This window comes from Streptomyces sp. NPDC093586, assembly GCF_044764905.1.
Lineage (GTDB): Bacteria > Actinomycetota > Actinomycetes > Streptomycetales > Streptomycetaceae > Streptomyces.
In genome coordinates this window covers 124,038-138,870 of sequence record NZ_JBIWJA010000014.1, presented here as the reverse complement: position 1 = coordinate 138,870, position 14,833 = coordinate 124,038, and the positions used below count along the sequence as shown (strand labels likewise).

Here is a 14,833-nt window from a genome sequence, read left to right as displayed (position 1 = left end):
AGTGAACGATCAGGTGCAGTCCACCGTAGTTCAATGAACTGCACCATGTCATCCACGATAATGGACGGAATGTGTCGGACCTCGACCTGCTGACCCAGTCCCTGGCGCGGAACGTCAAACGCTGGCGCACCGAGCGCGGCTTCACACTGGACGCACTGGCCGCGCGGGCCGGTGTCAGCCGCGGCATGCTCATCCAGATCGAACAGGCGCGGACCAATCCCAGCCTCGGCACGGTCGTCAAGATCGGTGACGCGCTCGGCGTCAGCATCACCACCCTGCTCGACTACGAACAGGGGCCCGCGGTCCGCGTCGTCCCCGCCGAGCAGGCCGTACGGCTCTGGCACACCGACGCCGGCAGCTACAACCGGCTGCTCGCCGGCGCCGAGGCCCCCGGCCCCCTGGAGATGTGGGACTGGCGCCTGATGCCGGGGGAGAGCAGCCCCTCCGACCCCCACCCCGCCGGAACGGTCGAACTCGTGCACGTCACGGCCGGGGAACTCACGCTCACCGTCGACGGCGTGGCCCACCACGTGCCCACGGGCGCGAGCGCCTCCTTCGAAGCCGCCACCCCGCACACGTACGCCAACGAGGGCGACGAACCGATGGAGATGATCATGGCGGTGTCGGTACCGCCCGTCCGCTGAGACGACCGGCCGCGCGTCGGTGCGGAGTTGTTAACGTGCGGCCATGCGCGCACCCATCGGACACTTCGACGACGCCACCCCCGCTCCGGACCGCCTCGACGAGCTGACCGCCCCGGTCGCCGACGCCGTACGCCACTGGCACGGCGGCGTCCCCGCCGACGGGATCCTCTACGTCGACACCGACCCGCAGTGGGCCGACACCGCCGTCTTCGTCGAGCACTACGGCCGCGAGCTGCTGGAACAGTCCGCGAACTGCGTGGTCGTCTCCGGCAAGCGGGGCGGCGACACCACGCTCGCCGCGTGCGTGGTGCTCTCCACGACCCGGGTCGACGTCAACGGCGTCGTGCGCCGTCATCTCGGCGCCCGCAAGGCGTCGTTCGCCCCGATGGACACGGCCACGGGCGAGACCGGCATGGAGTACGGCGGGATCACCCCCATCGGCCTGCCCGCCGGCTGGCCGGTGCTGGTGGACTCGGCCGTCGTCGACCTGCCCTACGTCCTCGTCGGCAGCGGGCGCCGGCGCGGCAAGCTGCTGGTGCCGGGCAAGGCCCTCGCGGAGCTGCCCGGCGCCGTGGTGCTGGAGGGACTGGGCGTCGCCTGACGCCTCCGCTCCATTCGCGCGGTGGCGTGACGGCCGGCGCCGGGTGGGTGACCGTCCCGCCCGGCGCCGGATCCGCTATCGCGTGGTGCTCCACGCCCAGGAGGCGCCCCGCTTGTGGTCGTCGGCGGTCTCCGCGTCCGTGCTCCAGGCGAGTCGGGCGGGCTTCTTCGACGGGTCGGCGATGAAGATCGAGCACACGGTGCGCTTCTCGCCGACCTCCCAGCCGGAGTGGATGTCCGCCACCGGGCAACCGCCCTCGACGTAGCCGGTGTGGACCTCCGGGCGCTGCGCGGCCGGTTCGCCGTTCTCGTCGAGGACCGCGGCGTTGGCGTTCAGGTCGGCGTTGGCGACCGCGACGTCGCCCTCCTTCAACGTGTACGTCACATACACGAAGTAGGGGGTACCGCCCGCCAGTTCGCCCTCGTCGTAGTGGCCCTCCTCCATCTGCTCCCGGGTTCCCTCGACGATCTTCTCGGCGGTCACCTGGAAGGTGCCGCCGCCGGTCACGTCGGGCGAGTACAGCTTCGGGGCCGGTTGGCCCAGCGTCAGCGCGGGGCTCCACTCCACCGCCGCGGCGGGGCTCTTCCCGGAGCTCTCGCCGGTCGCGGCGCCGGCGGTGGCCGGGCTCGACGTCTCACCACCTTCCTGGCCGCTCCCGTCACCGCCGCAGGCGGTGAGTGTGATGCCCAGGGCGGTGACCAGGACTGTGCGAAGGACGGTGGAACGGCGGAGCATGTGTGTTCTTCCCTCTGACGGTGAGGCCCGGCCGGGAGGAACGGCCGCCCACGCATGGCGGGTTCCCCGCCCGGCCCGCGCGGCGCGCGTCGTGTACATGCTATGTAAGGCGGTCGGTGGTGGCTGCACCGAGGTACTGCTCGGCGAACGCCGTCGCCGCGACGCGGGAGGCGAACAGCCGGCGGAGCCGGGCGAGCGTGAGGCCCGCGCGGTACGGATCGCCCGACGCCGTGCCGTGGTACAGCTCCGAGAGCCACTGCGAGAACTCCTGGTAGTCCCACACCCGGTCGAGGCAGGCGGCCGAGTAGGCGGACAGTCCCCGCTCGTCGTCCTCGGTGAGACGGGCGGCCAGTGCGTCGCCGAGCAGGAAGGCGTCGTGCAGGGCGAGATTCATGCCCTTGGCGGCGATGGGCGCGGTGAGGTGGGCGGCGTCCCCGGCGAGGAGGAGCCGCCCGAACACCAGGGGCTGAACCACGTGGTCGTGCATGTCGAGGACGCGTTTCTCGATCAGCCGCCCCTCGGTGAGCGGCGGGGCACCGGTCGCCGCGAGCCGTTCCCGCAGCTCCGTCCACACCCGATCGTGCGGCCAGTTCTCCGGGTCGTCGCCCGGCGGACACTGCAGGTAGTAGCGGGTCACCTCGGGGCTGCGCTGCATGTGGCCCGCGAAGCCGCTCGGATGCATGCCGAACACGACGCAGTCGCAGGACGGCGGCGCCTCGGCGAGGAGCGCCAGCCAGCCGACGCCGTGATCGTGGCGCGCCACACGGGCCCGCCCCGGCGGCAGCGCCGTACGGGTCACCCCGCGCGCACCGTCGCAGCCCGCGACGAAGTCGCACGCCACGAACCGGCGTTCACCCGAATCCGGGCAGACGTACGACACCGAGGGCCGGTCGGACTCCAGGTCGTGCAGGCGGACGTCCCGCACCCCGAACCGGATCGCCCCGCCCCGCACGTCCGCGTACTCGCGCACCAGGTCCGTCACGAGGAACTGCTGCGGGTAGACGTAATGGTGCCGTCCCGTCAGCTCCGCGTACCGCAGCCGGTACCGCTCCCCGGCGAACCGGAACTCGCACTCACCGTGCACCTGCGCCCGCTCCAGCAGGTTCCGCGCCAGCCCACGCCGTTCCAGCCCGCGCACGGCCCACTCCTCGACGACCCCCGCCCGGGGCCGCCGCTCGATCAACGCACGGCTCTCGGTCTCCAGGACCAGGCAGTCGACGCCGGCGGCGCGCAGGACGTTGCCGACGGTGAGCCCGGCGGGACCGGCGCCCACGACGACGACCGGGAAACGCTGCACGGCACCGGGGCCGGCACGGAGGGAGGCGGCGGTCACGGGGGCATTATGGCGGCGGCCGCCGGACGGCGGGAACGCCCGCGACGACCGCGCGTCGGGCGGAGCGGCGCGCCTTCGGGGCCGTGCCGAGCCACCGGCGGGCGGCGCCCGACCGCGGCCGCCGGGCTAGCCCAGCCGGGGGATCTCGATCGCCGGGCAGCGGTCCATCACCATCTCCAGGCCCGCCGCCCGGGTCCGCTCGTACGCGGCCTCGTCGACCACGCCGAGCTGGAACCACACCGCCCCGGCCCCCTTGGCGACCGCCTCGTCGGCCACCGCCCCGGCGAGGTCGCTGTTGACGAACACGTCGACCACGTCCACGTCGAACGGGATGTCCGCGAGGGAGGCGTACCCCCGCTCGCCGTGCACCGTCTCCGCCTTGGGATGCACCGGCACCACCCGCTTGCCGAAGCGCCGGAGCACCCCGGCGACGCCGTACGCGGCGCGCTGCCGGTTCGACGACAGGCCCACCACGGCCCAGGTGTCACCCAGCTCGGTGAGGATCTTGCGGACGGTTGCCTCGTCGCCGTACACCGGCGGCCTCCTCGGGCTCATGAACGGACGGTCGTCATCGGCAACCGAGGCCGGTGGCCGGTGATTCCCGGGGCGCCTCCGGCGCGCGCCGACGGTGCGCCCGGGGCGCGGTCCGCCTACGCTCACCCCGTGCTGCGCATCATCGACGCCCGGACCGGCGAACCGGTCCCCGCCGCCCCCGTCCGGCGGGGCTTCACCCGTGTCGAGGCGCACGCGCCGGACCGGGACGCCACCGGCCTGCGCGTGCTGCTCGTCGCCGACCTCCTCGTCCGTGCCCTGGAACTCGACGGCACGCCCGTGTGGGCGCTGCTGACCGGCACGGGGGACCGCGACGGACTGCGGACGGACGCCGCCCCCCTCGGCATCCGGCCCTTCGAAGACGGCCCGGAAGGACCGGACGGCCCGGACGGTCCAGGCGGCCCGGGCGCGGCCCAGGCCCTCCACGTCGCGCCCGCGGGCGCCGCCGCTCCCGACGGCGCGACGGTCGCCGTCGCCCCCGTCGACCCGGCGCGGCGGGACACCGTGACCGGCGCCGACCCCCACGCCCTGCGCCTGGCCCTGCTGGAACGGCACCGGAACACCCCCGTGCGGCTCGACGCGACCGCGCTGGACGACGCCGGCGCCACCCTCGCGCGCCTGCGCCGCGCGGTCGCCGCCTGGGCCCGGCAGCCCTCCCGCCCCGTTCCGGGCGAGGTCCGCGACCGGCTCCGGGCCGCCTGGGAGGACGACCTGGACATCCCCGCCGTCCTCCGGGTGCTGCACCGGGTGGAGACCGACCCGGACGTCCCGGACGGCGCCCGCTTCGAGACCTTCGCCTACGCGGACCGGCTGCTCGGCCTGGACCTCGTCCGCGATGTGGGATCCCCGGCCTGACCGCGCACCGGGTGGCATCCGGAGGGCTCACGGCCACGGACTGGTACCCCGGCAGGCGACGTTCGCCCGGTGAGGAGCGGTGTCCGGCGCGTGCTCCGGGGGCCCCGGGCGGAGGCTGGGGGAGTGCCGGCCGGAAGCCCTCGTACCGGACGTACACGGGCTTCCGGCCGGTGCGGCGAGTGGGGGCACCCCCTCCGGGGGAGCGTGCCGGGCGTCGCGACGGGGCGAACGTCGCCTGCCGCGGCACTAGGCTGGCCGGATGCAGGACGAGTACCGCACGGTGCCCCGCGCGGGCGTGCACGAGACCGAGATCAACCGCTCGCGCTTCCTGTGCGCCCTCGCCCCGGCGGCCACCGAGGAGGAGGCCCAGGCGTTCATCGCGTCCGTGCGCAGGGAGCACGCCGACGCCAACCACAACTGCTGGGCGTACGTCATCGGCGCCGACGCCGCCGTGCAGAAGGCCAGCGACGACGGGGAGCCCGGCGGCACCGCGGGTGTCCCGATGCTCCAGATGCTGCTGCGCCGCGACATGCGGTACGTCGTCGCCGTCGTCACCCGGTACTTCGGTGGCGTCAAGCTCGGCGCGGGCGGCCTCATCCGCGCCTACGGCGGCGCGGTCGGCGAGGCCCTGGACAACCTCGGCACCCTCACCCGCCGCCGGTTCCGCCTGGCCACGGTGACCGTCGACCACCAGCGGGCCGGCAAGCTCCAGAACGAGCTGCGGGCGACCGGGCGGGAGGTGCGCGACGTGCGGTACGCCGAGGCCGTCACCATCGAGATCGGCCTGCCGGACGCCGACGTGGACGCCTTCCGGGGCTGGCTGGCGGACGCGACCGCCGGCACCGCCCGGTTCGAGCTGGGCGGGGAGACGTACGGGGACGTCTGAGACCGGGGCGCCGGGCGGGGCGCCGGTCGGGTAGCTCACCCTCGGGACGCGCGGAAACGGACGTTTCGCCACAACACCGGCTGACGGGTGGTGGGGGAGCGGACATTCGTGGGAGGTGAGAGGCGTCGACGTATTAGCGTGGTGCGAGTCGGCCGCCAGCAGGTGGTCGTTCGTGCGGACGGTGAGGCTGCGGTGGGAATGGACGTGCGGGGCGGAGCGGACTCGTGAGACTGCTGCACACGTCCGACTGGCATCTGGGCCGGTCGTTCCACCGGGTGAACATGCTCGGCGCCCAGGCCGGGTTCGTCGGCCACCTCGTCGAGACGGTGCGCGAGCACCGCGTCGACGCCGTGGTCGTGTCGGGGGACGTGTACGACCGGGCGGTGCCGCCGCTCGCCGCGGTCGAGCTGTTCGACGACGCCCTGCACCGGCTCGCCCGTCTCGGGGTGCCGACGGTGATGATCTCCGGCAACCACGACTCGGCCCGCCGCCTCGGCGTCGGCGCCGGACTCATCGACCGCGCGGGCATCCACCTGCGCACCGACCCGGCGGGATGCGGCATCCCGGTGGTGCTGTCCGACGGACACGGGGACGTGGCCTTCTACGGACTGCCCTACCTCGAACCCGCCCTGGTGAAGGCCGAGTTCGGGGTCGAGAAGGCCGGGCACGAGAGCGTGCTCGCCGCCGCCATGGACCGGGTCCGCGCCGACCTCGCCACCCGCGCGCGGGGCACCCGCTCCGTCGTCCTCGCGCACGCCTTCGTCACCGGCGGCGAGCCGAGCGACAGCGAACGCGACATCACCGTCGGCGGGGTCGCCGCCGTGCCCTGCGGCGTCTTCGACGGCGTGGACTACGTGGCGCTGGGGCACCTGCACGGCTGCCAGACCATCACCGAGCGCGTCCGCTACTCGGGCTCCCCGCTGCCGTACTCCTTCTCGGAGGCCGCCCACCGCAAGAGCATGTGGCTCGTCGACCTGGACGCCGACGGCTCGGTGACCGCCGAGCGCGTCGACTGCCCGGTGCCGCGTCCGCTGGCCCGGCTGCGGGGCACCCTGGAGGAGCTGCTCGCCGACCCGGAGCTGACCCGGCACGAGGACGCGTGGGTCGAGGCGACCCTCACCGACCCCGTACGGCCGGCCGACCCCATGGCCCGGCTCACCGAGCGCTTCCCGCACACCCTCAGCCTCGTCTTCGACCCCGACCGGGCCCCGGACGACCCCGCGGTGTCCTACGCCCGGCGTCTGGCGGGCCGCAGCGACCAGCAGATCGCGGAGGACTTCGTGGCGCACGTGCGCGGCGTCGGGCCCGACGGCCACGAGCGGACCGTGCTGCGGGACGCCTTCGACGCGGTGCGCGCGGACGAGACCGTGCGGGAGGTGGCCCGGTGAGGCTGCACCGGCTGGACATCACGGCCTTCGGGCCCTTCGGCGGATCGCAGAGCGTCGACTTCGACGAGCTGTCGGCGGCCGGGCTGTTCCTGCTGCACGGACCGACGGGCGCCGGCAAGACGTCCGTCCTCGACGCCGTCTGCTACGCGCTGTACGGCTCCGTCCCCGGCGCCCGGCAGAGCAGCGGCCAGGGCATGACCCTGCGCAGCGACCACGCCGCCGCCGGCACCCGCACCGAGGTGCGCCTCGAACTCACCGTCGCCGGACGGCGACTGGAGATCACCCGGCAGCCGCCCTGGGAACGCCCCAAGCTGCGCGGCAAGGGCACCACCGTCGACAAGGCCCAGACCTGGCTGCGCGAGTACGACGCGACGGCCGGGGCATGGAAGGACCTCAGCCGATCCCACCAGGAGATCGGCGAGGAGATCACCCAGCTGCTCGGCATGAGCCGCGAGCAGTTCTGCCAGGTCGTGCTGCTGCCCCAGGGCGACTTCGCCCGCTTCCTGCGCGCCGACGCCGAGGCCCGCGGCAAGCTGCTCGGCCGGCTCTTCGACACCCGCCGCTTCGCCGAGGTCGAGAAACGCCTCGCCGAACGGCGCCGCGCGACCGAGGCCCAGGCGCGGGAAGGGGACGCCGCGCTGCTCGCGGACGCCCACCGGATGCAGCAGGCCGCCGGTGACGCCATGACCCTGCCGGAGCTGGCACCGGGCGACCCGGGCCTCGCCGAGGCCGTGCTGAGCGCCGCAGCCGTCGCCCGCAGCACCGCCCGGGAACTGTTGGCCGTGGCCGACTGCCGGCTCACCGCCGCCGAGACCGCCCAGGCCGCCGCCGAACGCCACCTCGCCGACACCCGCGAACGCGACCGGCTGCAACGGCGGCACGCCGAGGCCCGGCGGCGGGCCGAGCGGCTGGCGGAGCAGGCCGACGCCCACCGGGCCGCGCGGCAGCGCATGGAGCGGGCCCGCAAGGCCGAAGCCGTCGCCCCCGCCCTGGAACTGCGGGACGCCGCCGACGCCGAACACCGGCGGGCGGCCGAAGCGGAGGCACGGGCACGCGCCCTGCTGCCCGACGCGCTCGCCGACGCCGGTGCCGCCGGACTGGCCGCCGCCGCACGCCGGACCGCCGAGGAACTGGGCTCGCTGGAGTCGGCCCGGCGGGCGGAAGGGCGCCTCGCCGAACTCGCCGCGGAACACGAGGGACTGGACCGGCAGGAACGGGCCGACGAGGACGTCCGGCACGAGGCGGAGACCTGGCTGGCCGACTGGGAGGCGCACCGCGGCGCTCTCCAGGCCCGCGTCGACGCCGCACAGGAGGCCGCGACCCGCGCCGAACAGCTCGCCGTGCAGCGCGATCCGGCGCGGCGGCGGCTGACCGCGGCCCGGGAACGGGACCGGCTCGCCGGTGCGGTGGAGACCGCGGAGCGGCAGGCGCTGGCCGCGGCACAGGACGCCGTCGAGGCCCGTGCCCACTGGCTCGACCTCAAGGAACAGCGGCTGAACGGCATCGCCGCCGAACTCGCCGCACACCTCACCGACGGCGAACCCTGCGCCGTGTGCGGCGCCACCGAACACCCCGCCCCCGCGCGCCGGGTCACCGGGCACGTCGGCCGGGAGGCCGAGGAGCGGGCCTTCACCGACCACCAGGAGGCGGAGGAGAGGCGCGCCGACGCCGAACGGCACCTCTCCTCCGTACGGGAGGCGCTCGCCGCCGCCACCGCGGAGGCCGGGGACACCCCCATGGAGCGACTGGCCGAAGAAGCCGAGGAACTGGAGCGCCGGTACGCGCGGACGCGGGCCCTCGCCTCCGGGCTGCACGCCGCGCAGGAGGAGCTGCGCCGGGCGGAGCGCGAACGGGAGCAGCGCATCGCGGCCCGGCAGGAGACCGCCGTCCGGGCCGCCTCCCGCGTGGCCCACCGGGAACGGCTGCAGCGTGAACAGGCAGCCCTGGAAGGGGAGCTGGCCCAGGCGCGCGGCACGGCCGGCAGCGTGGCGGCGCGGGCCGATCAGCTGGAGCGGCGGGCCGCCCTGCTCACCGGTGCCGCCGACGCCGCGCGCGCCACCGAGGACACCGCCCAACGACTCAAGGACGCCGACGCCCGCCTCGCGGACGCCGCCTTCCGGGCCGGGTTCGACACGCCGCGGGAGGCGGCCGACGCACTCCTCGACGCCGCCGCCCACCGCGACCTGCAACGGCGGCTGGACGCCTGGGGGACCGAGGAGGCCGCCGTCCGCGCGGTCCTCGCCGAGGCCGACACCGCCGACGCCGCCCGGCAGCCGCCGGCCGATCTCGCCGCCGCGGAACGCGACGCGGCCGACGCCGGCCGACGACTGCGGGACGCCTCCTCCGCGCGCGACGCCGCCGCCCGGCGCTGCGCCGAACTCGACCGGCTGTCCGCGCACGCCGCCACCGCGGTGCGCCGGCTCGCCCCCCTGCGCGAGGAGTACGACCGCGTCGCCCGCCTGGCCACCCTCGCCGCGGGCACCTCGGCGGACAACGAGCGCCGGATGCGCCTGGAGTCGTACGTGCTCGCGGCCCGGCTGGAACAGGTCGCCGCCGCGGCGACCGCACGACTGCGGCGGATGTCCTCCGGCCGCTACACCCTCGTCCACTCCGACGACCGCACCGGCCGCGGACGCAGCGGCCTCGGACTGCACGTCGTCGACGCCTGGACCGGCCGGGAACGGGACACGGCGACCCTGTCCGGCGGCGAGACCTTCTTCGCCTCCCTCGCCCTGGCGCTCGGCCTCGCCGACGTCGTCACCGACGAGGCGGGCGGGGTCCGCCTGGACACCCTCTTCATCGACGAGGGGTTCGGCAGCCTCGACGACCAGACCCTCGACGAGGTCCTCGACGTCCTCGACTCGCTGCGCGAACGGGACCGCAGCGTCGGCATCGTCAGCCACGTCGCAGACCTGCGACGCCGTATCCACGCCCAACTGGAGGTCGTCAAGGGCCGGTCGGGTTCCGTGCTGCGGCAGCGGGGCGCCGGCTGAGCCGCCCTCAGCGCCCCAGGGGACGACGGGGCAGCGGTGAGGAGTACACGACGCTCGTCGTCACCGAGCCCAGCGCGCCGATCCGCCCCGACACCTCCTCCAGGTGCCGCATCGAACGGGCCGCGACCTTGATCACGAAGCAGTCGTCGCCCGTGACGTGGTGCGCCTCGAGGATCTCGGGCGTGACGGCCACCAGGTCGTGAAAGGGCTTGTAGTTGCCGGTCGGGTAACGCAGCCGCACGAACGCCAGGATCGGCATGCCCAGCCGTTCCGGGTCGACGACGGCCGCGTACCCCTGGATGATCCCGGCCTCCTCCATGCGGCGCACCCGCTCGGTCACCGCGCTCGCCGACATGGATACGGTACGGGCCAGCTCGGCGAAACCGGTCCGCCCGTCCCGCTGGAGGACGTCCAGGATGAGCCAGTCGGTGGCGTCCGGGGAATACGTGGTCATCCCGGATGGATAGCAGGGGAATCCCCGGCGGATCAAGGGGAAGGCCGGGGATCGTCCCTTCTGGCAGGCGCGCGCCGCCCGTAGATTTCCGGTCAGGAGATCCACCGAGGAGAGGCCCGACCATGACCGCCGTCACCACCGTCAACCCCGTGCTGCGCGTCGCGCCCGCGGCCCCCGCCGACGCCGCCGCGTACTTCCGGGCGAGCCTCGCCTTCCACGCCGACGTCTCCGACGTCGCCACGGCTCTGGCGGCCGGCGGCGACCCGGGGTTCGTCGTCGTGGACTCCCGCTCCACCGCGTCCTGGGACCAGGGGCACGTCCCCGGCGCGGTCCACCTGCCGACCGCGCTCGTTCCCGAGCAGGCCGCCGCGCTCCTCGACCCGGCCGTGCCGGTCGTCACCTACTGCTGGGGCCCCGGCTGCAACGGCGCCACCCGCGCCGCGCTCGCCCTGGCCGAACTCGGGTACCAGGTCAAGGAGATGCTCGGCGGTTTCGAGTACTGGGTGCGCGAGGGCTTCGCGTACGAGACCTGGCAGGGCGCCGAGAGCCGCCCCGCTGATCCGCTGACCGCACCGGTGGACGCGGCCGACTGCGGCTGCTGACGGACGCGCGGTCCGGCCGCACGGTGCGGCACGCGGAGCCGGACCACGGTGCCTCCGTCCACCGGTGCGCCACCGGCCGCGAGGACGAGCCGCCCGCCGTGTGCCCGGCGCCCTCGGCGCGGCGGACGTCCGGCCCACTCCGCCTCGCCCGTGGCGAGCCACGGGCGAGGCGGAGTGGGTCACGGGCGGTCAGGGCCCTGGCCGCGAGGGCGGCTCCGGGCGGTGAGCCGGGCTCACAGCCGCGACAGTTCGTCCACCAGGTCGTCCAGGCCCAGCGAACCCTGGGAGAGCGCCGCCATGTGCCACGCCTTCGCGTCGAAGGCGTCGCCGTGCCGCTTGCGGGCGTTCTCCCGGCCCAGCAGCCACGCCCGCTCGCCGAGCTTGTAGCCGATCGCCTGGCCCGGGATCGTCAGGTACCGGGTCAGCTCGCTCTCCACGAAGTCCGCCGGGCGGCTGCTGTGCGCGCCGAAGAACTCCTGCGCCAGCTCCGGCGTCCACCGCTCGCCCGGGTGGAACGGGGAGTCCGCCGGGATCTCCAGCTCCAGGTGCATGCCGATGTCCACGATGACCCGCGCGGCCCGCATCATCTGCGCGTCCAGGTAGCCGAGCCGCTGCTCCGCGTCCGTCAGGAAGCCCAGCTCGTCCATCAGCCGCTCCGCGTACAGCGCCCAGCCCTCGGCGTTGGCGCTGACCATGCCCACCGACGCCTGGTAGCGGGAGAGGTCCTCGGCGACGTGCGCCCACTGGGCGAGCTGGAGGTGGTGGCCCGGGACGCCCTCGTGGTACCAGGTGGACACCAGGTCGTAGACCGGGAAGCGGGTCTGGCCCATCGTCGGCAGCCAGGTGCGGCCGGGGCGGGAGAAGTCCTCCGACGGCGGCGTGTAGTACGGGGCCGCCGCGCTGCCGGGCGGGGCGATGCGCGACTCCACCCTCCGCACCCGCTCGGCGAGTTCGAAGTGGGTGCCGTCCAGCGCGTCGATCGCCTGGTCCATCAGGTCCTGGAGCCAGTCGCGGACCTCGTCCACGCCCTCGATGTGCCGGCCGTGCTCGTCCAGGTGCGCCAGCGCCACCCAGGGCGTCTCGGCACCCGGCAGGATCTTCTCCGCCTCCTGCTTCATCTCCGCGAGCAGCCGGTGGTACTCGGCCCAGCCGTACGCGTACGCCTCGTCCAGGTCGAGGTCGGTGCCGTTGTAGTAGCGCGCCCAGCGGGCGTAGCGCTCGCGGCCCACCGTGTTCGGGGCGCCCTCGATCGCCGGCGCGTACACGTCGCGCATCCAGTCCCGCAGCTCCACCACGGCCGCGGTCGCGCCCCGCGCGGCCTCGTCCAGCTCCGTGCGCAGCGCCTCGGGGCCGGCGGCGGCGAAGTCCTCGAACCAGCCGCGCCCCTCACCGGTGTCCGCCCACTCGCCGAGCTGCTCGACGAAGGTCGCGGTCGGGCGCGGCGCCGCGTACAGCTTGCGCTCCAGCCCCAGGGCCAAGGACTCCCGGTAGCCGGCCAGCGCGGCGGGCACCGCGCGCAGCCGCTCGGCGATCCGCGCCCAGTCCTGGTCCGTCCCGGTCGGCGTCACCGTGAAGACCTCGCGCACCGAGTGCGCGGCCGTCTCCATGTTGCCGACCGAGCGCAGACCCTCCTCGGCCTCGTGCACCGCGAGTTCGGCGGTCAGGCGCTCCCGCAGCAGCCGGGCGCAGCGCCGCTCCACGTCGCTGTCGCCGCCGGGCCGGCGCTCGGCCTCGTCGAGCCGGGCCAGGGTGGCCCGCGCCAGCTCCGCGAGGGCCTCCTGCCCCGCCGGGGAGAAGTCGGGCAGGCGGCTGGAACTCTCGGGCACACCGAGATACGTACCGGTGACCGGGTCGAGGGCGATGAGCTCGTCGACGTAGGCGTCGGCGACCTCGCGGGGCAGCGGGCTCTTGGTCTCTGACATGCGGACATCCTCGTACGGATACGGGTGCCGCGTCAGCCCGCTTCGTCCGGCCCGGTGCCGCGGGCGGCCGGATTTCGCTCAGGGCGTGGTGCCCGGGGAGGCGGGCGGGAGCAGGGGACCGCACTCCCACTGCTGGAAGATCAGCCGCGTCTCGACGCGGGCCACCTCCTTGCGGGAGGTGAACTCGTCCAGGACCAGCCGCTGCAGGTCCGTCATGTCCGCGACCGCGACATGCACGAGGTAGTCGTCCGGGCCGGTCAGATGGAAGACGGTGCGCGACTCGGGCAGTGCCCGGATCCGCTCCACGAACGGCCCGACCAGCTCCCGCCGGTGCGGGCGCACCTGCACCGACAGCAGTGCCTGGAGGCCCCGCCCCAGCTTCGCCGGGTCCAGTTCCAGCCGGTGGCCGAGGATCACCCCGGCCCGCCGCAGCCGGGTCACCCGGTCCAGGCAGGTCGACGGCGCGACCCCGACCTGGGCGGCGAGGTCGCGGTAGGTGGTCCGGGCGTCGTTCTGCAGCAGCCGCAGCAGACGGAGGTCCACCGGATCCAGTACGACGGAATCGGCCATCCGCCGAACGTAGCACGGGGATCTCCCCCGGTGGTCCGCCCGCTGTTCACTCTTCGCTCCATGGACTCTGCGAGCATGCCCACGTCACCGTCCGACGGCGTACGCACCACCGCACCCGGGAGCAGGGCACTGGCCACCGAGGCCGTGCACGCCGGCCGCGACGACCTCGCCCGCCAGGGACTGCACGCCCCGCCCATCGACCTGTCCACGACCTACCCGTCGTACGACAGCCGCGGCGAGGCCGCCCGCATCGACGCCTTCGCCGCCACCGGCGCCGACCCGGACGGCCCGCCGGTCTACGGCCGGCTCGGCAACCCGACCGTCGCCCGTTTCGAGACGGCGCTGGCCCGCCTGGAGGGCACCGAGGCCGCGGTCGCCTTCGCCAGCGGCATGGCCGCCCTGAGCGCCGTCCTGCTGGCCCGCGCCTCGACGGGACTGCGGCACGTCGTGGCCGTACGGCCGCTGTACGGGTGCAGCGACCATCTGCTGACCGCCGGGCTGCTCGGCTCGGAGGTCACCTGGACCGACCCGGCGGGCATCGCGGACGCGCTGCGCCCGGACACCGGCCTGGTGATCGTCGAGTCCCCGGCCAACCCCACGCTGGCCGAGGTCGACCTGCGGGCCGTCGCCCACGCCTGCGGGTCCGTGCCGCTGCTCGTGGACAACACCTTCGCCACGCCCGTGCTCCAGCGGCCCGCCGAGCACGGCGCCCGCCTGGTGCTGCACAGTGCCACCAAGTACCTCGGCGGGCACGGGGACGTGCTGGCCGGTGTGGTGGCCTGCGACGAGGAGTTCGCGGGGCGGCTGCGGCAGGTCCGCTTCGCCACCGGCGGCGTCCTGCATCCGCTGGCCGGCTATCTGCTGCTGCGCGGCCTGTCCACCCTGCCGGTGCGGGTGCGGGCGGCCTCCGCCAACGCCGCCGAACTCGCCGGGCGGCTCGCCGCCGACCCGCGCGTGGCCCGCGTCCACTACCCGCGCATCGGCGGCGCGATGGTCTCCTTCGAGGTGCACGGCGACCCGCACGACGTCATCGCCGGCGTCCGCCTGATCACCCCCGCCGTGAGCCTCGGCAGCGTCGACACGCTCATCCAGCACCCGGCGTCGATCAGCCACCGCATCGTGGACGCCGACGACCGCCGCGGCGCCGGGGTGAGCGACCGGCTGCTGCGGCTGTCGGCCGGCCTGGAGGACGTCGAGGACCTGTGGGCCGACCTGGACGCGGCGCTGGGGGAGCGGCCGGAGGCGGCCCCGGCGGGCCGGGCGCTGGCGGGGGCCGAGTGACCGGCCCCCGCCTCCCG

General features: G+C 74.9%; 14 protein-coding genes. 8 read left to right on the top strand and 6 right to left on the bottom strand.

Annotated elements, in window-relative coordinates; all coding sequences use genetic code 11:
• Positions 1 to 71 precede the first annotated feature (71 nt).
• Positions 72 to 644 carry a helix-turn-helix domain-containing protein gene (locus ACIRFH_RS17300; protein WP_403521349.1) on the top strand — a complete coding sequence of 191 codons (573 nt, stop codon included), beginning with the start codon at positions 72 to 74 and terminating at the stop codon, positions 642 to 644.
• A 43-nt stretch (positions 645 to 687) separates the two neighbouring features.
• On the top strand, positions 688 to 1,245 hold the full coding sequence (locus ACIRFH_RS17295; protein WP_403521347.1) for a YbaK/EbsC family protein: 558 nt from the start codon (positions 688 to 690) through the stop codon (positions 1,243 to 1,245).
• Positions 1,246 to 1,320: 75 nt separating this feature from the next.
• On the opposite strand, the gene ACIRFH_RS17290 is transcribed toward ACIRFH_RS17295, so the two are convergent.
• The 3 genes from ACIRFH_RS17290 to ACIRFH_RS17280 form a co-directional block, all read right to left on the bottom strand.
• Entirely contained in the window at positions 1,321 to 1,980 is a 660-nt protein-coding gene (locus ACIRFH_RS17290) for a hypothetical protein (RefSeq protein ID WP_403521345.1), read from the bottom strand.
• A gap of 100 nt (positions 1,981 to 2,080) precedes the next feature.
• Positions 2,081 to 3,313, bottom strand: coding sequence for a 4-hydroxybenzoate 3-monooxygenase (locus ACIRFH_RS17285; RefSeq protein ID WP_403521343.1), 1,233 nt, complete (start codon positions 3,311 to 3,313; stop codon positions 2,081 to 2,083).
• Positions 3,314 to 3,439: 126 nt separating this feature from the next.
• A complete protein-coding gene (locus ACIRFH_RS17280) occupies positions 3,440 to 3,847 on the bottom strand; it encodes a CoA-binding protein (RefSeq protein WP_403521425.1) in 408 nt (135 codons plus the stop codon).
• Positions 3,848 to 3,976: 129 nt separating this feature from the next.
• On the opposite strand from ACIRFH_RS17280, the gene ACIRFH_RS17275 reads away from it, so the two are divergent.
• The 4 genes from ACIRFH_RS17275 (at position 3,977) to ACIRFH_RS17260 (ending at position 9,987) form a co-directional block, all read left to right on the top strand.
• Entirely contained in the window at positions 3,977 to 4,720 is a 744-nt protein-coding gene (locus ACIRFH_RS17275) for a hypothetical protein (RefSeq protein WP_403521341.1), read from the top strand.
• Between the two features lie 259 nt (positions 4,721 to 4,979).
• Positions 4,980 to 5,606, top strand: coding sequence for a YigZ family protein (locus ACIRFH_RS17270; RefSeq protein WP_403521339.1), 627 nt, complete (start codon positions 4,980 to 4,982; stop codon positions 5,604 to 5,606).
• A 224-nt stretch (positions 5,607 to 5,830) separates the two neighbouring features.
• Positions 5,831 to 6,994, top strand: coding sequence for an exonuclease SbcCD subunit D (locus ACIRFH_RS17265; protein WP_403521337.1), 1,164 nt, complete (start codon positions 5,831 to 5,833; stop codon positions 6,992 to 6,994).
• Complete coding sequence (locus tag ACIRFH_RS17260) at positions 6,991 to 9,987, top strand: AAA family ATPase (protein ID WP_403521335.1); 2,997 nt, start codon at positions 6,991 to 6,993, stop codon at positions 9,985 to 9,987. The genes ACIRFH_RS17265 and ACIRFH_RS17260 overlap by 4 nt, the downstream gene beginning before the upstream one ends.
• 7 nt (positions 9,988 to 9,994) lie before the next feature.
• Here ACIRFH_RS17260 and ACIRFH_RS17255 read toward each other — a convergent pair whose 3' ends face one another.
• Positions 9,995 to 10,441 carry an Lrp/AsnC family transcriptional regulator gene (locus ACIRFH_RS17255; protein WP_403521333.1) on the bottom strand — a complete coding sequence of 149 codons (447 nt, stop codon included), beginning with the start codon at positions 10,439 to 10,441 and terminating at the stop codon, positions 9,995 to 9,997.
• Positions 10,442 to 10,563: 122 nt separating this feature from the next.
• Here ACIRFH_RS17255 and ACIRFH_RS17250 point away from each other — a divergent pair, with 122 nt between their 5' ends.
• Positions 10,564 to 11,043 (top strand): rhodanese-like domain-containing protein, encoded by a 480-nt coding sequence (locus ACIRFH_RS17250; protein WP_403521331.1) that lies wholly within the window; start codon positions 10,564 to 10,566, stop codon positions 11,041 to 11,043.
• 233 nt (positions 11,044 to 11,276) lie between these two features.
• Here ACIRFH_RS17250 and ACIRFH_RS17245 read toward each other — a convergent pair whose 3' ends face one another.
• Positions 11,277 to 12,965, bottom strand: coding sequence for a DUF885 domain-containing protein (locus ACIRFH_RS17245; protein WP_403521329.1), 1,689 nt, complete (start codon positions 12,963 to 12,965; stop codon positions 11,277 to 11,279).
• Between the two features lie 78 nt (positions 12,966 to 13,043).
• The gene (locus tag ACIRFH_RS17240) at positions 13,044 to 13,535 is read right to left on the bottom strand and encodes an Lrp/AsnC family transcriptional regulator (RefSeq protein WP_403521327.1); all 492 of its coding nucleotides are present in this window, start codon (positions 13,533 to 13,535) and stop codon (positions 13,044 to 13,046) included.
• A 60-nt stretch (positions 13,536 to 13,595) separates the two neighbouring features.
• On the opposite strand from ACIRFH_RS17240, the gene ACIRFH_RS17235 reads away from it, so the two are divergent.
• On the top strand, positions 13,596 to 14,816 hold the full coding sequence (locus tag ACIRFH_RS17235) for a trans-sulfuration enzyme family protein (RefSeq protein WP_403521325.1): 1,221 nt from the start codon (positions 13,596 to 13,598) through the stop codon (positions 14,814 to 14,816).
• Positions 14,817 to 14,833 lie beyond the last annotated feature (17 nt).